This is a genomic window from Methylomonas sp., assembly GCF_023228165.1.
Classification (GTDB): domain Bacteria; phylum Pseudomonadota; class Gammaproteobacteria; order Methylococcales; family Methylomonadaceae; genus Methylomonas.
In genome coordinates this window covers 20,631-36,647 of record NZ_JALOBS010000041.1, presented here as the reverse complement: position 1 = coordinate 36,647, position 16,017 = coordinate 20,631, and the positions used below count along the sequence as shown (strand labels likewise).

Annotated in this window: 9 protein-coding genes; 3 read left to right on the top strand and 6 right to left on the bottom strand. The window is 43.8% G+C overall.

What is annotated here, in order from left to right:
- The first annotated feature begins 106 nt into the window (after positions 1 to 106).
- Positions 107 to 2,797, top strand: a complete 2,691-nt coding sequence (traN, locus tag M0R33_RS21490; protein WP_292574020.1) for a conjugal transfer protein TraN — start codon at positions 107 to 109, stop codon at positions 2,795 to 2,797.
- A 102-nt stretch (positions 2,798 to 2,899) separates the two neighbouring features.
- Here traN and M0R33_RS21485 read toward each other — a convergent pair whose 3' ends face one another.
- On the bottom strand, positions 2,900 to 3,172 hold the full coding sequence (locus tag M0R33_RS21485; protein ID WP_292574019.1) for an HU family DNA-binding protein: 273 nt from the start codon (positions 3,170 to 3,172) through the stop codon (positions 2,900 to 2,902).
- Positions 3,173 to 3,362: 190 nt separating this feature from the next.
- On the opposite strand from M0R33_RS21485, the gene M0R33_RS21480 reads away from it, so the two are divergent.
- Both M0R33_RS21480 and M0R33_RS21475 read left to right on the top strand, forming a co-directional pair.
- Entirely contained in the window at positions 3,363 to 4,526 is a 1,164-nt protein-coding gene (locus tag M0R33_RS21480; RefSeq protein WP_292574018.1) for a cysteine desulfurase family protein, read from the top strand.
- 21 nt (positions 4,527 to 4,547) lie between these two features.
- Positions 4,548 to 7,067, top strand: a complete 2,520-nt coding sequence (locus M0R33_RS21475; protein ID WP_292574017.1) for a DNA phosphorothioation-associated putative methyltransferase — start codon at positions 4,548 to 4,550, stop codon at positions 7,065 to 7,067.
- A gap of 55 nt (positions 7,068 to 7,122) precedes the next feature.
- Here M0R33_RS21475 and brxL read toward each other — a convergent pair whose 3' ends face one another.
- From brxL to M0R33_RS21450, 5 genes are all read right to left on the bottom strand, one after another.
- Positions 7,123 to 8,523: a BREX system Lon protease-like protein BrxL gene (brxL, locus tag M0R33_RS21470; protein ID WP_292574016.1), complete on the bottom strand. Its 1,401-nt coding sequence runs from the start codon at positions 8,521 to 8,523 to the stop codon at positions 7,123 to 7,125.
- Positions 8,523 to 10,808: a hypothetical protein gene (locus tag M0R33_RS21465; protein ID WP_292574015.1), complete on the bottom strand. Its 2,286-nt coding sequence runs from the start codon at positions 10,806 to 10,808 to the stop codon at positions 8,523 to 8,525. The genes brxL and M0R33_RS21465 overlap by 1 nt, the downstream gene beginning before the upstream one ends.
- Before the next feature lie 4 nt (positions 10,809 to 10,812).
- Positions 10,813 to 14,526, bottom strand: a complete 3,714-nt coding sequence (locus M0R33_RS21460; protein ID WP_292574014.1) for a hypothetical protein — start codon at positions 14,524 to 14,526, stop codon at positions 10,813 to 10,815.
- A 134-nt stretch (positions 14,527 to 14,660) separates the two neighbouring features.
- Entirely contained in the window at positions 14,661 to 15,131 is a 471-nt protein-coding gene (locus M0R33_RS21455; protein ID WP_292574013.1) for a hypothetical protein, read from the bottom strand.
- 11 nt (positions 15,132 to 15,142) lie between these two features.
- Positions 15,143 to 16,012 (bottom strand): DUF4007 family protein, encoded by an 870-nt coding sequence (locus tag M0R33_RS21450; protein WP_292574012.1) that lies wholly within the window; start codon positions 16,010 to 16,012, stop codon positions 15,143 to 15,145.
- Positions 16,013 to 16,017: the final 5 nt, after the last annotated feature.

Sequence of the window (16,017 nt, the reverse complement as noted above, 5' to 3'; positions counted from 1 at the left end):
GTGAACAGTTCAGAACCGGCATTCACTACGGCAACCCATGCGTGGCAAGGGTTGCAGGCGTTTCGTGGACACCTTCGTCCAATAGAAACTGTTGTGTGGGGCTGTGATGGGTGCCCGGAAGATATTCGATCCACAGCGTGGGTTTGTGCAGACGCTGTCTGCAATTTTGTGTGTGACCCTGGCCTGGACACCGTTTGGCGTTTCATGGGCCGATGCGATTCAGGCAGCTGGGCGCGATGGTCAACAACTGGGCCAGCAAGTCCTCGGCGGTTTTACGTTTCCGGTCGATACCGGCAATGGCACGCTAACCTTGAATCCGGGAACGGCACAGGAGAGCGCCATGTCAATCGGTACGCTGTTTCCGGATACGAATAGCGCATCAACCACGACCAGCGATTTTGCCAACCTTTATGGTAACAACCCCGGAACGATCGCAGCCGGGTTGGACGCACAGACTGCATTGAACGGCGAAACCAGCTTGACCGGCGAGGCCTATCGGACTTTGATCGACAATGCCCACCAGTCGCACCCGGACTTACATGCCGATCCGATCTGGCAAGCCGGCGATCAGGTGTTTGCCGATTTCACCCCCTGGGCAAAGTCATTCTCAGACTGCACAACCACCACGACCCAAACCGACACCCTGCAATCGGTGCGCGTGCCGGATTATCAGTTGTGTCTGCGGCAACCGACGGTACCACAAACTTGTACGGCAACGCACGAAGTCAGGGTCGAGCCGTTGTTGACGTTTGTGTCGGGCACTGGCGGTTTGTCGAGTTGCGGCCCTGGTTGTCTGGATGTGTATATTGGTCGGGTGGGCGACAATTATTGGTCCGCCGGTTGCGGGGTATTTACCTGGCAGGTGACCTACAACGTACTGCATCCCGAAGCCATTACCAGTGCGCGTCTGGAGCATGTGGTATACGACGATCAAACCCGCTTGTTTTTCGGTGGCAATCTGATTTACACCGGTGCCAGCGGCTGGGGGGCTTGCGAGTTGGGGCAAAGCTGGGTGGAGTATCCCAATCGGGATGTCAGTCATGCCTTTACCAGTAGCGGACACAAACTCTTCCAGCAAACCACCATCGTCGGAGGCATGGGCGAGGGTTATGCCCGAATTCGCTTGCGCTACGACCTGTCAAAACTGATCACCCAGGACGCATGGAGCTGGAACGGACCGAATTGCCAGAATCTGGCCAATGCGATTAGCGACGGCATTTGCCAGACTGGCAGCCAACTGAGTTGCATCAACGATCCGGCCAATGCGTCAGGTTGTTATGTTGATCCGACGTCACAGGTAATGGTCTGCAGCGCAAATTTAGCCCAAGCCCCGGTGGCCAGTTCGTCCGGGATTCGCAATACCTGCATGGCTATCCAGGCCGCCGGAAACTGCGATTTGAATCAGTACGGCCAATGTTGGACCGATACCGCCGGCACGCATTGTTTGCAACCACCGGCGAATGGTATGCTCAACAAAACCTGTGAATCATTGGAAACCCAGGGCTGCGCCTTTATCAAAAGCCAATGTACCAGTGTGTTAGCTTCTGGCACCTGCTGGGACAGCGTCGATACCTACGATTGCGGGCAAACGGTGGGCATTCCCGGCATTCAAAGCAACACCCAACAGCAATGCGCCGGGCCGATCCGCTGCATGGGCGAAGACTGTATCAGCGTGAATCGGACTCAAAGCCAGGATTTCAGCAAGGCGGTCGCGTTATTGAATAGCGCCCAGCAAATGGCGATGGATTTGCATTGCGATTACGCCAACGCCGATCTGCAGCAAAAGGATCCGACTACCTGCCAGGTCTTTCAAGGTAAACCGGCCAGTTGCAAAATGGTCGGCGGCGCACTCAGTTTGGTCGATTGCTGCGAAACGCCTTCGGGTGCGATGGGGCTGGGACGTTACATTGATTTATTGATCGCCACTAGTCAAATGGACAGCGCGGTAATGGCCATGGACAGTACCTCGGCGATTCGAGGCGCCTGGGAAACTATGCGTACCCCGTTCACGTTAGCCGGCGATGCCTGGAACAGTTTTCAAGCGGATTTTGCTTCGGGCGTCAATAACTTGGTCGGTACAGACATGCTGAGTACCAGCGATATTGCCTCCAAGGGACTACTGGATTCACTCAAAGGCGAACTCATGAAATCCGTGGCGGAATGGATCGGCCAGACCTTTGGTCAAGCCGCCGGTAATGCCTTGTTCAGCGCCGGCGGCAAGGCGGCCTTTGATGCGGCCGGCAATCTCACACCCGCCGCACAGTCCGGTGGTGTGCAACTTGGCGGCGGTGCCGCGTTTGCCGGGCAGCTGCTCAGCACCTTGATGACGGCTTATACCGTGGTCATGATCATCATCATGATCATCCAGATCGTCTATTCCTGCGAGGAGCCGGAATACGAACTCGCCGCCAAGAAGCAGTTAAAAGTCTGCACGGATCTGGGCACCTATTGTGAAAGCAAGGTGGCTGGCGTGTGTTGGGTGCGCAAGGAAAGTTACTGCTGCTACAACTCGCCGCTAGCACGCATCCTCAACGAACAAATCAAACCGCAGCTGGGCATGGACTTTGGTACGCCGGAAAGTCCAACTTGTACCGGGATTAAAGTCGCAGATCTGGACCGCGTGGACTGGACTCAGGTCAATTTGGACGAATGGTTGCAATTCTGGCACAGACCGGGCATTTACCGTCCGCCGCCAATGCCGCGTCCATGCTCAATCTGGATCAACTCACCGGTACCGGCAGCCGACTCAATCCGCAGAAATACGGTGCAGCCTCCAGCGGCCGACAAGACACCTTAACCCGCACCCAAGGCCGGATGACCGACCTGGACGTGCCTACGGTCAAACGGCAGTCTGAGCTGGAAGGCTGGGGTATGGGTCCGCAATAACGCGGCCTAAACCTTACTGAACCGCGTCTTTCAAGCCTTTACCGGCTTTGAACGATGGCAGTTTGGCCGCTGCAATTGTAATCGCTTCGCCGGTTCGCGGATTGCGGCCAGTGCGTTCGGCACGCTCTTTCACTTCGAACGTACCGAAGCCCACCAACGCCACGGAATCACCGGCTTTCAGTGCAGCTTGGATCGAGTTGGTAATGCCATCCAAGGCACGGCCGGCGTCGGCTTTGGTCAAGTTGGTGTGGCTGGCGATAGCGTCGATGAGGTCAGATTTGTTCATACTGGAATTTGTTTTGAGTTAATAAAAATTTTGAACCTGCAATAATCAGTTTACATCACTATAGATATAATGATGTCCCCAACCATTTTTTCACAGAGGTAATTAGTCACTTCAAAAATATGCATAACTTCATATTCCAAGCGAAGACATATATTATTGACCTATTCCTTACAACAACACACCAATTATCTTGGCAAATCAGATTTACCTAGACTATGCGGCGACTACTCCCATGGCACCCGAGGCCGTGAAAGCTCTCTGCAGCAGCCTGACATTAGACGATAACTTCGCAAACCCCGCGTCGTTACAACACAGTTTTGGTGAACGCGCCAATGAATTGGTGGAAAACTCCAGAACAAACTTGGCGACCTGCCTGAACTGTAAGCCCAGCGATTTGATATTCACATCCGGCGCAACAGAATCCAACAACCTAGCCATCAAAGGCATCGCACTCGGTTATCAGCACAAGGGAAAACATATCATCACCTCGGCAAGTGAACACAAGGCCGTATTAGACACCTGCAAGTATCTTGAGTCGATCGGTTTTAGTGTTACCTACCTGCGCCCTGATATAGAAGGCAAAATCAGTCTTGATCAAGTGCTCTCAGCGATAACGACTGAGACTATTCTGGTATCGCTCATGCATATCAACAACGAAACTGGTTACATCCAAAATATTGATCAAATTGCAAAAGCCCTTGAACAAGAAGACGTGTTTTTTCATGTCGACGCCGCCCAAAGCGCCGGCAAGCTGCCACTTGATTTAGCCGAAACTCCCATCGATTTGCTTTCGCTCTCAGGACACAAGTTTTATGGCCCGAAAGGCATAGGCTGCTTGTTTGTTAGAAATCGAAAAAAGATCTATCTCGCTCCATTGCTGCATGGTGGAGGACAAGAGCACGGATTAAGGCCGGGAACACTGCCCACTCATCAAATCGCCGGCATGGCAACCGCATTTGAATTAGCCAACGACACCCGGGAAGCCGATTACGCACACGCTGTAGCGTTACAACACGCTTTAACCAAGCAACTGAACAAGCTAGACGGCGTATATTTCAACGGTGATCAAGAGTACAAGCTACCCAATATCATTAACTTCAGCTTTGAACAGGTCAGTGCCGACTCGTTGATCATTGCACTTAGAGACGAGATTGCAATATCGTCAGGATCGGCCTGTAACAGTGGCGCGGTCGAAGCGTCGCACGTTTTAAGGTCAATGGGCATTGAAGGGGACAGGCTTTACGGTGCAGTCCGGATAAGTTTTGGACGTTACACTTCCATCGAAGAAATCGCCTGGGCTGGACAACGCATCGTTGAAGAAGTCACCCGCTTAAGGGAACTGGCATTGGATTAATTGGCGACAGGATATAACCCCATGCTTGGCAAGAAAGTACTAAACAACGTTTATTGGCATTGCAGCCTAACCGAATCGCAAAAGAGCGAAGTACAACAGACTATCAAGGCCGCCGAGGCGTTAGCCAATTTAAAACCGAACCATGATTACAATGTCGTGAAATACGATGGCAAATCGAACATGCTGTCGTTAATGTGTTATCCCAATTTCTTCGACGAGCCATTTCCTGCTTTAGAAACGAGTTTTCGTATCGACCTTACCCAGCAAAAAGTCGAAAAACGTAGTTATCAAACATCGTTAAATCCGCCCATCTTACACCGCAAGGAATTATTACTCGGCCGCGATACACCAAACACCGAACAATTCAAGCAATTAACCGAGACCGCCGAGCAGCTAGGCTTATTCGAAAATCCCATAAAAATCGGCTTCAAACAAGCCTGGGATGCATTAATACGCGACAAGGGCTTTCAAATCATCGATTACCAATTTGTGCCAATTGGCAACGATGAGTCTACTGACAGCCTGACGTTTGAATCGTCTGAAAGCACAAGCATTTCCCGGCATCTCACAGCGCTTTCCCGCAGTAATTTATCTGCGCCGATGCAATGCTTGGCACGTCACGGATTTTTAGACGGCTCATTAACCGTATTCGATTACGGTTGCGGCAAAGGCGACGACATACGCAATCTATCAGAAAATGCTATTCCAGTGTCCGGCTGGGACCCGCATTACGCACCAGACCTACCTAAGCAAGCTGCTGATATTGTTAATCTAGGCTTTGTGATCAATGTCATCGAAAACTATCAGGAAAGATTGGAAGCATTGATAGGGGCATATAACCTGGCTAACCAGGTCTTAGTGGTTTCAGCCATGCTATTCAACCAGAATGCATTTAAAGGCCAGGCTTTTAACGATGGTGTCATTACCCAGCGCAATACCTTCCAAAAATACTTTACCCAAAGCGAGCTTAAAGAATTTTTAACAGATACCTTGGAAACGGACGCCATTCCTATCGCTCCCGGCATTTTTTTTGTTTTTAAAAATCCAGATGCCGAACAGCGTTTTCTGCTCGGCCGGCAACGAAGCAAACGCAACGTTTTACGCCTATCGCATAGACCTATTTCGTCGTCTGAGCCAAAACTGTCTCGAAATGAGAAGAAGTATTTGACGTACAAACACCTTATCGACCCATTGTGGCAAAAAATCCTGGAACTTGGGCGGATACCCGACAAATCGGAAATCGATGCGCTGATTGAACTCACAGAAGCCTTTGGCAGTATCAGCAAAGCCATTCGCTTTGCACTGGATAACAATGAAGAAGCGTTGTTTGAACAAGCTCGACAAAGCAAAATCGAAGATTTAATCACCTATTTTGCGTTACAGGCCTTTTCAAGACGCAAACCCTACAAACACTTAGAAATTGGACTGCAAAGAGACATTAAAGCCTTTTTCGGCGATTACCAAAATGCCATAGAGACGGCTCGATCGATTTTATTCCAGATTAGTAATGCCGAGCTTATTGCTGAAGCATGTCAACTGGCGACAGAGCAAGGACTGGGATTTCTGGATGAAGGCGAGGCTCTGCATCTGCACACCAGTATGGTTCAGGAACTGCCTGCTTTACTGCGGATTTATATCGGCTGCGCCACGATTTTGTATGGCGATATCGAACAAACGGATTTAATCAAAATCCATATTCAGTCCGGCAAATTAAGCTTGATGCGCTACGACGAGTTTGAAAATCAACCCATTCCACGCTTATTGGAACGGGTCAAAATCAATCTGAGAGAGCAAACGTTCGATCTATACGAATACGGGGAAGAATTCGAACCAACTAATCTCTATCTAAAATCACGGTTCATTAACGAGGAATACCCGCATTACGCTGAACAACTTAATTTTGATGAACAGTTGCAAGCATTAAACCTATTTGACTTGAGTGGTTACGGTCCAAAACCCGAAGAGTTTCGGCAAACTTTAGCCCACGCTCGCTGGGAAGTTGATGGCTTTGAACTGATTCGTAGTCGTTTAATACCGGATCTCGATGAGTCGTGTGGAAGCTATCTGACATATAGACAACTCATCGAATGTGGAGAAACTCAACAAGCAACGGGTGTACCTAATCTCCCCAAACAAGCCGATAGCTATAATGCGCTATACGATCTAGCGCTCAATATACTCGACCCTGTGATTGATTATTTTGGCATGGTCAGGCTGACCTACGGTTTTTGTTCACATGAACTGGGTAAGCACATTAACAAACGCGTGGCGCCTAAACTCGATCAACATGCCGCGCATGAAGTAAATACTAAGAAAAACCACATTTGTCCGAGGCTTGGGGCTGCGGTTGACTTCATCGTCGACGATGAAAATATGCGGGAAGTCGCCGATTGGATTGCCGAGAATACGCCTTATGATCGACTGTACTTTTATGGCGTGAATAGGCCCATTCACGTTAGTTATGGGCCGGAACAGAAAAGGGAATATGTAGATTTGATCGTGACTGATTCAGGCCGCCAAGTTCCGCGAAAACGACAATAAACTTGTCCAAAGATCAGCTTTGCAAGGAGAACCACGCCATTCCATTTATTCGTTATTAATCGTTCTTGTAAATATTAACGTGCGGCTTAAATTCATGTGGGTTCAATTCTGCTAGTTGTCCTCTTACCCTTTGCCTAAGCTCGATGGCCGGATTCAATACATAATCCTCATATTCTGGATGACCCGGGTTTAACAACAACAACTTGGATAATGCTGACGCCAACCTTGTAACCGCTTTAACGTCGCGACTATCGCCTTTTAATTCAGGACAATCTCCAAATGGAAAGTCAACATGACTAACGGTCCTCAATTGATGTAGGTATTGGCCAAATACGTCTGCTTTTATGCCATAACCTTGTGCCGCTGACTCCGTAGTAAACCTTGGTATTTCCCATCCAGGGATGATGCCGTGAAAACGATCAAGCAATGCATCATCGTGAAACATTTCGGGTAAATTTTTGATGTAATCGGCTTGACGCGGCTTACCATCATACAAATCAATATTCGCCAAAATAATTAGTCCGCACTCGCTAGTGATCTTTTCCCGTCCAATACTATATTGACCGGATTCTAAATAATCCTTGAATTTTGCATGAATATCATCGGCACCCTTGAAATTAATTGACTGTCCTTCGTCCAATACTAGAAGATCATATTTTCCCAACAGACCAACTTCCTTGGTGTTGAGATTCATAAATAATTGAGCTTGCGTAAGGGCGCCGCCACTATTTAACCAAACATACCGACTTAAATTCGAATAAATGAACGACTTACCAGTTCCTTTTGGCGCAAGTTCCATCATATTTAAATTGATCTGGACCAATGGCAGCAAACGCAATAACACATGATTTTGCTGCTCCTCTGTATAAGCCGATGGTTCATATCCCATAGTTCTCATCAACAGCGCAATCCACTCTCGGGTCGAGAATTCCTGCCGAGCATTTATTAGATGCTCTAGGCGCACTGACCCTGATTGCATTGGGTGGAATTCAACTAGCTCGATAACCTTGTTATTTCCCTCTGGTCGAATTGATAATCTTCCTGCTCCCCATTGTCCACCTTCTAACAAGGTTTGGTTTTTTTCCAAAACGTCTTGCGCGACATGGGCGTTCCTTTCATCAAGGCACGGGATGCTTAACAACTTCCTATCTCTAGTGATATCAATCCGAGCCTCAAAACGATCAAGTAATACAACGGATTCATTCAACTGTAATCGGTACTTGATTTTTTCCTTTTCAGTCTTCGCTGGCAAATGATTACTCATAAAATTGGTAATATCTTTATAAACATCACCGTCGGATTTGTCAGGTTGTTGAAATCTCGAAATCAACCACTCTTCAACAAAAGTTGGAATCGTACGTTGTTCACGCACCTTCAACTTTCTCACTAGAGCTTTATCGATCGTTAATTCGCAAAAAATGTCTCGGATCTTGGAATCCAACTTCTCTTTATTCATTAGTTAAACATATCCTCGAAGCCCTGGGTTGCAGCATCTTTTTCTAACAATGGGGCAGGAAAAATACAGGAAATTTGTTTGGTATTAATCTCATGGGCTCCTTCTCTATCGTAACTAAGATGAATTGTTATCTCAGTTAAGCCAGATTGTTCAGTTAGCGCAGAAAACGCCAATATCAATTTTTGACTTGTCCCGGCAGAAATTGCAGATATCGATTCTTCTCCAGTTAAGGGAGATTCGAGCTTTAAATTAATATTTTTTACATTAATGCCAGCGGACAATTCTAGACTGATCTGCCAAGATTTATCTGAAATTCTCTGGCATTTGTCGCTTAGCGTTGCTAGCTCCAACGGCATTTTAAATACTTCGGGCTGCTTAGATGATAAAGTTAAAAACGGGACTAATACTTCTTCTGGAGTGATCCCCCCATGCGTCAATAAAGCGTTTCCATTTAATCTAATGCGTTGTTTTGGTACTAAGTATCCGCTCTCAGCACCGTGCGGAATAAAAACAAAGCCTTGAGCGTTATCCGAAGTTGGATTTTTCACTTTAAAGACACGCTCTTTAACTTCCCCGAATGCTTCGCCTTTATATTCCGATTTAACAACTGTCATTCCATGATCTGCAGTAATAAAGCAAACAATATCTCTATTCAAATAACCGGCATCCTTTTTCCAACTATCAATTTTTGTCATCGTTTGCTTTAAAATGGGCACGATATCCTTTCTATGCTTTTCAAAATCGACACAATCGTGTAGACGCTCATCAATTCTGTTTTCGAAAAATACAACTAGATTTGTATTCTCATCTAGATGATCAGATCCTGGTTGCCAACTTTTTAATACCTTTAAGGATTTCTCCTCGGGCAAATACGCTTGATATCGATGTCTTATAGCTGCTTCCTGATCACTCGGCAACTGACTTGTTGGCAAACCTGTCACTATTGCCATTTTCCCGACTTCGGTCAATGTCGGCAAAGGGGAAAACAGCAGCTCACTTTTCAATTCTAAATGCTCTAATTGAGCAGCACTTTCTAACAACAAGTCTTGGTTCAAAGCAGATAAAGCATCGATTACACAGATTACGACTAAATAACCTTCCCGCAGATAGCTTTCCACACGTTTTGAACATTGTCTCCAGTCTGAATCCGAACGAGCTACGCGAGCGGATTGCTTAATTAACCATTCGCTAAAACTTAAATTAAGTTCTTCGTTAACTGGTTGTAAAGATAAGAATTGCTGTCTGATTAATTCAAAATAGCCATCACTCCAACGCATCACATCGTCAGTTGTAGCGTCCCCGGATAATGCTGATAACTGGCTAAGATTTAACTTGTTATCAAATACAATGGCTAATTGCCTAGCTTGCTCAGTATGAAGAGAATTTAATTGGTCGACAAGCTCAGCGCAAATCAACTGTCCATTTCTCGATGCTAATTCTGCTACTTTGTTTATTAGCGTGGGCCAAGGCGCAAAAATCAAATCCGCCATATCACGAGCTTGTGCGTTACCTTTATCAACATTGCGCGCCAACTCTTCTAGTGCTTTTATACATTTAGTTGGCAATTCTTTAGCGTCTTGCTCTAATAAGTCTAATAAGGGAAGCTGTAATAAAAGGCTTGCTAATGATTTTGGTGGCAATGACACACTAAAACAAAAGTGGGCAAGTTTTTTTCTTAATATTTCCTGGTGTTGTTCGTAAGCCAGCAAAACAAAAAAATCTTTTACTCGACTGCCCTCCGAAATTTTTTGTAGAAAGAGACGGGCTAATTCTTCCGAAAAATTAAAGGCAAAACGAAAATGATCAAGAAATCGTTCTTTTATTTCTGGCACCGACAACAAATGCCAGAATTCGGCTGGCTGTTCATTTAATGCTTCGATAAAAAATGAAAAGTCTTGGCTTAGTAAATTTTTGCCACAGGCTGTTATAACTCTATCGATCAACGAACAACTCTTATCTCCATCTTCATGAGTTCTAATCAAGTTTAGGTGGACAATTAGTCTATTACTTAACCACTCGGGTAGTACCTCATCAACTAGGTCTCGATAAATCGAACGCGGAAGCAATTGTTGAGTAGGTAATACATTATCTAAGCCCTCAAAATCCTTAAAGCGTTCATATAATGCCTTGCTTTTAAACCGAACTCTCAATAAGTGCTCATCACCATCTTTTAAATGTTGGCTAATCTTTTGTCTAAGTTGCTCGATTGCTGGCACGTTATTTTCCGCGACAGCAGCCTGCTCTGTATCAATCTGGTATGTATCAATAACTAACATAACAGCCATTGAACTAATCCTTATAATCCTTTAACAAGGTTTCCAGCACTTGAATAATCTGGATTTTAGACAAATCTAATGAGCTTAAAACATTCTGAATATGCGCTTTAGCCACCTCAGGAGTCACATTTTCATTACCGGGTGATGGCTTTGGTGTAGCAATACCATCAGGAGGAATATATGGAGCAGCCGGATCTGGTATTGGCGAAATTGGATAAATAGGCGAATTTTCTGGACTTAAGTGCTTAGCCTGATCAAACAACATTTCAATAGTATTAACACAGCGACCAATATCGGTGTCATTACAGTCGTCAAAGCGTTTACTAAGTAACCGATAGATTACATCTTTAGATCCCATATCTTCCGCGGTACTCGACTGCTCAAGCATTGTTAACAACTGATTTGCAGGGCGCGTACCTATTTTCCTCAAGCGAGAGATAATCAACTGTCTATCATTAGCCTTATCTGGAAAATGGCTAAACCAACACTGCTTTATTTCTAATAATTTTGCATTTTCCACCTTCAAAAAGTCATCTAATAACCTTTGAACGGCCTCCATCACAGCCTTTACGTTACTATCTGGAAGATAGCTTTTAACATTTAACAAATTTATTAAAAAATCTGCTAAATCTTGGGTGCTTTGACCAACTAAGTTGAGAAATTTAATTAACTCTTGAGTTTTTATATCTAGTTTATTAGAGTTTTTTACACCTTCAGGCTTGCTATTGACAAACTCTCTTATTTTTGAAGCACATAAACTTGCATACTCTTCCGATGACTGCCCCTCTATCTGATCAACTCGCAAACATTTTCCCGTAATAAACAACATTGCAAATTGTTTTTTAGAAAACTCGAATAACCTAACTGTTAATTTACTATCTTCAGTAAAAGCATCTACTAAGTTCTTCGCAAAAATAGTTTCTTTAGTGCTTCCCCATCGCAAACGCTTGGTTTCGTGACGAATTGCAACTGCTGAAAATAATGGTAAGGTGCATGATGGCAGTCCATATGGTTCAGCTATCAGCTTATTTCTTAAATCACTAACAGCATAAGGGTTATCGCGTTTTTTAAGAAAAGCATCATGCAATAATTGCAATAACTCTTTTAACTTTCCTTCAGTTTCGTCTATGTTTTTTATATCCCACCTGTTAGGCCTTTGGATAAATAAATTATTCGCCCCTAAAATCCCATCTACCAGCGCTGCGGGCTCACTTGTCTCTTTGTTTTCACCCAACAAATCACTTTGATAAGCTGGATTTTCGTCAAATTCAATAATTCTTTTGACCAAATTGACGACTTTACTACTACCAGAATATTTTTCATCTCTCAAAACGTTCATATTCATGGCACGTATCGGCACTTCCTTAGGATACAAACCATTTATCTCACTATTGAGCAATTCTTTGAAAGCATGCCAACTTTTACAAGGTAAAGGTTCGACAAAACCGGCTTGATAAATATGGCATTTGGCCGACTCTAGTCCTGAACGACCATATAGGTTTTGCAAAACGAGTTTAATTAATTGGCGCGTACTTTCCCATTTCGCTTCTAATTGCCTGCGTAAATCTTCAGACAATGCCGATCCTTGCCTTAGTTGTTCATTGATCGCTAAATATCTACAAAACAATTCACTAAGATCATAGGTTGCTTCGTTTTCGACAATTTTTTCATTTTCTATGCCATGAGCTGGAATCCAGAAATAAAGGCTACGCTTAGCCATTTCCTGAATTCTCGCCTTTGTAAATTGAACGTCTCCCAAGTTATTAGCTAATACTAGAAAAACTCGGGCAGATAACAACTTATTTTTCAATTTTACCTGTTCAATGCTAAAAGGAAGGGATAATATACTGACAGAATACGAACGGATAATTCCGCAAGGAGAGGGTTCCAAATCATGGTCGCCCAATACAGGCAACACATCCTCTTGCATAGCGGGATAGTTTTCCAATAAATATTCGTAACTCCGGCCAGAAAAAATCGCGGTTTTATTTTCAATTAAAGCGTCAACATCAACCCCTCCCTCCCCGGCAAGAGTCCAAAAATGAGTCACATTGTTTTTCCAGATTAATCCGGCACCTTTGAGCCAAGCTAAATGTTGATTTAACTCCTCAGAAGCGGGGGTATTTGAAAACGCATCGTAAAGTGTGCAAGCTAGCAGCTCGTCGCTCGCTTTAAAGCTTTCTCCTAACAATTGCGATAAAAGTAATATACTTAATATATCTTTCCTAGCCTTAATTTCATTAGAGTTTTCGCCGTTGACCTGATTAAGTGCCTGCTCATAGCGCCTCCAATTTGCGCCAGCAACTTTTTTTAAATTGTCGGAATAATAATCGAGCAACTTAGGCAAGCGCACTAATTCCTTTTGCCACAATATTGAATCAGTTAATTCAGTATTCAATATTTCACCGGCATTATCACGAAAAAAAGTCAGCGCAGTTCGATTTGCCTGTGCCAGCTTCGATAGATTGAATAGTCCTACCGCCATTACTGGATGTAGAGGATAGACATCTTCGAAAACCAGCTCTAAGTGTTCATGTAATGGTTGGAATAATGGCAAGCGTCGACAAACTTCGAGTAATTTTGCTTTCGACGGTTGATCATGACTCAATAACTTACGCCCTGAATCTGACCAATTTTTTTGCATGCCCAATAAATGATAACCATCTTTTTCTGAGGCATTTAGCTCGATTTTGAAAGTTTTATTGAAACGGCCTGATATTTTCTCTAATCCTTCTTTTACTACTTCTGATGCATGCGTCCTATCACCATATTCTTGAAAAGAGACATGAGTGACGCCGACAAATATTGTGTGGCCTTTATCCGGCGCGCAAACACGTTCTACGTAGTTCTGTAGGGATATAATTTCTTGTCCCGCGTTCCTCGATGGATTACCGATTAAGTCTTCTAATGCGTTGCCAAACTCATCCCATAAGACTACGATGCCACCGTAATGATATTTTTCAGCAAGATTTTTTCCTGCCTCCAAATACGCCTCGATATAATTCTTTCCACCAGCCTGTGTTATATCAAACGGCTGTCCAAAACAAACGGCCTTGTGCCACTGTAAAAATACTTCTAACGCTGATGGTTGATGGCTCTTTAAGCTCGTCAATAAATCTTCGGTGGCCAAAAAATCAGTTTGATCCAAATTCCATTGCGATAAGTCCGCATTTTCGAATGCAGCGTTCTCGCCAATCATCTCCTCGAATCGTTTAACACAAACCTCATATTCGGTAGAAGGTAATATTTCCTTTATGTCTAGTTTGCGTTCTCGTTGTAGTGCATCGAACAAACCTTCCATCAATTTAGCACCTAAGGAGGTAGTCCCTGATGCATACAACGAGACTAACAAATAAGGCCTAGCTTCAATATCACTATTAGGTAAAAAAGTAGTTTTTAGTTTTTCTGCTAATGTAGTTTTACCTGCTTGCTGTAACCGATTAATTAACTGGGAAAATCCGGGAGTATTCGCACCATCCCGCAACAATTGCGCTAAAACAACGGCCAGGTGGCTTTTTCCTGAACCATAGCTTCCATACAAATTAAGTGCGCGCTGTTCTTGGGTAGCATCTGGCAACACCGCCCGGCAGAAATGTTCAAAAACCTGAATCGATGCATGTGTTGGCGTGTAATGAGCAACTAGTGCATTATCTGAAATGCCTTGTACTAATACGATTGCCGCGCTGGTGTATTCTGAATTGATTTGGATGACATCGTGTAAATTCATTCTTATTCCTTGTCGAAATCTTGGCCGTAGTTCGTTAATTCATTTGGCTAAGCAGTAAACTGATTACATAGGCAGGGAAAAGTCCCCATAAAACGAGAATTGCACCATACTCGAGTTATTTACTTTATGATTGTTTATTGTTCGGCACGCATTGGACACCAAACAGAGATAGTCAAACCATCAATTAATTTGGGCTTAAAGTATGCGTTATTAATCTGCTGAAATTCATCACTTTCAGCAAACACTAATACGACATTTATTTGACTTTGCCACATGCCAAGTGCAGACCAAAAAGCCTGTTTTTCCAATAAAGGCCAGTGACTTGACCATTGTTCAGGCTGATGAATAATGACACCTTCCTGCTGAATATCGGAAATGCAATGTAACAGTGTTTGTCGACTAGAAATAGACTTTGGAGCACCTTGTCTACCAGGATTTTGCCACACAGAATACCCAGGTAATAAGCTCCTTAATGTTTGCGTTACATCATCTAAATCAGAAAGTTTTTTGCTGGAAAACGCAATGTTTTTATAACGAATTGTTGGAGAGAGATGAAATTGAGTCAGGCTTTCTCTAAGTGAATTTTGTAAAAAATTTAAATCCATTTGCATCATCCTCACATCCAAGTATCTTGGCCTTTTTGCAATAACAACAAGACGGTTTTATCGGGTGTACATGCATCTTTAAAGGTAATGGACTCTAAGTCTACCGCACGGTCAAAACTGAAGTAACTTTGCCATTGGTGCATTTGACTCATTCTTTGATAATGTTGGCGTAATTGATCTTTAGAGCAGCATAAAAAATTGGGTAATCCGGTTTGTGCTAAAACAGAAAAATCGACACTCTCTCGACTTTTAAAATGAGCGAAACGGCACATCGCTAAAGCGTGAATTAATATTTCATCGGTTAATCTTGGTGAGCCGAGCCGAATAGACTTTCCAGAACCTTGACGCTCATTTCTAATTTCAATTAACCCTAGTTCGGCTAACGGGTTGTCATTTTCAAACATCCTCCGTATGCTACTTAATAAAGATTCAATCGTTGAGTCTTTATATTCATTTCCTTCTTCGCCAAATAAATTATTTTTTGTTTTGTCCAATAAATCTGACCATAAAACCCAATCCTTAGTAATAGACTCTAAGCCTAAAAAGAAGTATGGATATGGTTCACTGTTTTGCGAAAAGCATAAAGATAGATGTAAACTCCACCAAGTGGTTGATTTAACTAATTTTGGGTCATTACTAAATATTGCTAAACCAAAGTTAGTTAACTCATATTCCCTAGGACTGTTCTTATTATCAATAAGCTGAGATGATGACATCCATCCTTTTATTGTTCCCAAGCGATTGGCGCCTGCTATAAACTTAAGCCTTGCAGCTCTCATTTTAGATTTTGAAAAAATATCTCTTTCAGTTTTAACAACCTCGAGTCCTTTACTTATCCACCACCGAGTTACTGGTTCACCTTCATTGCTAATTAGAGCCATTTCTC

What these genes read in the sequence shown, in the direction of transcription:
- traN (WP_292574020.1), top strand. Translation starts at nt 107, where the DNA reads ATGGGTGCCCGGAAGATATTCGATCCACAGCGTGGGTTTGTGCAGACG.
- M0R33_RS21485 (WP_292574019.1), bottom strand. Translation starts at nt 3,172, where the DNA reads ATGAACAAATCTGACCTCATCGACGCTATCGCCAGCCACACCAACTTG.
- M0R33_RS21475 (WP_292574017.1), top strand. Translation starts at nt 4,548, where the DNA reads ATGCTTGGCAAGAAAGTACTAAACAACGTTTATTGGCATTGCAGCCTA.
- brxL (WP_292574016.1), bottom strand. Translation starts at nt 8,523, where the DNA reads ATGAATAAAGAGAAGTTGGATTCCAAGATCCGAGACATTTTTTGCGAA.
- M0R33_RS21465 (WP_292574015.1), bottom strand. Translation starts at nt 10,808, where the DNA reads ATGGCTGTTATGTTAGTTATTGATACATACCAGATTGATACAGAGCAG.
- M0R33_RS21460 (WP_292574014.1), bottom strand. Translation starts at nt 14,526, where the DNA reads ATGAATTTACACGATGTCATCCAAATCAATTCAGAATACACCAGCGCG.
- M0R33_RS21455 (WP_292574013.1), bottom strand. Translation starts at nt 15,131, where the DNA reads ATGGATTTAAATTTTTTACAAAATTCACTTAGAGAAAGCCTGACTCAA.
- M0R33_RS21450 (WP_292574012.1), bottom strand. Translation starts at nt 16,012, where the DNA reads ATGGCTCTAATTAGCAATGAAGGTGAACCAGTAACTCGGTGGTGGATA.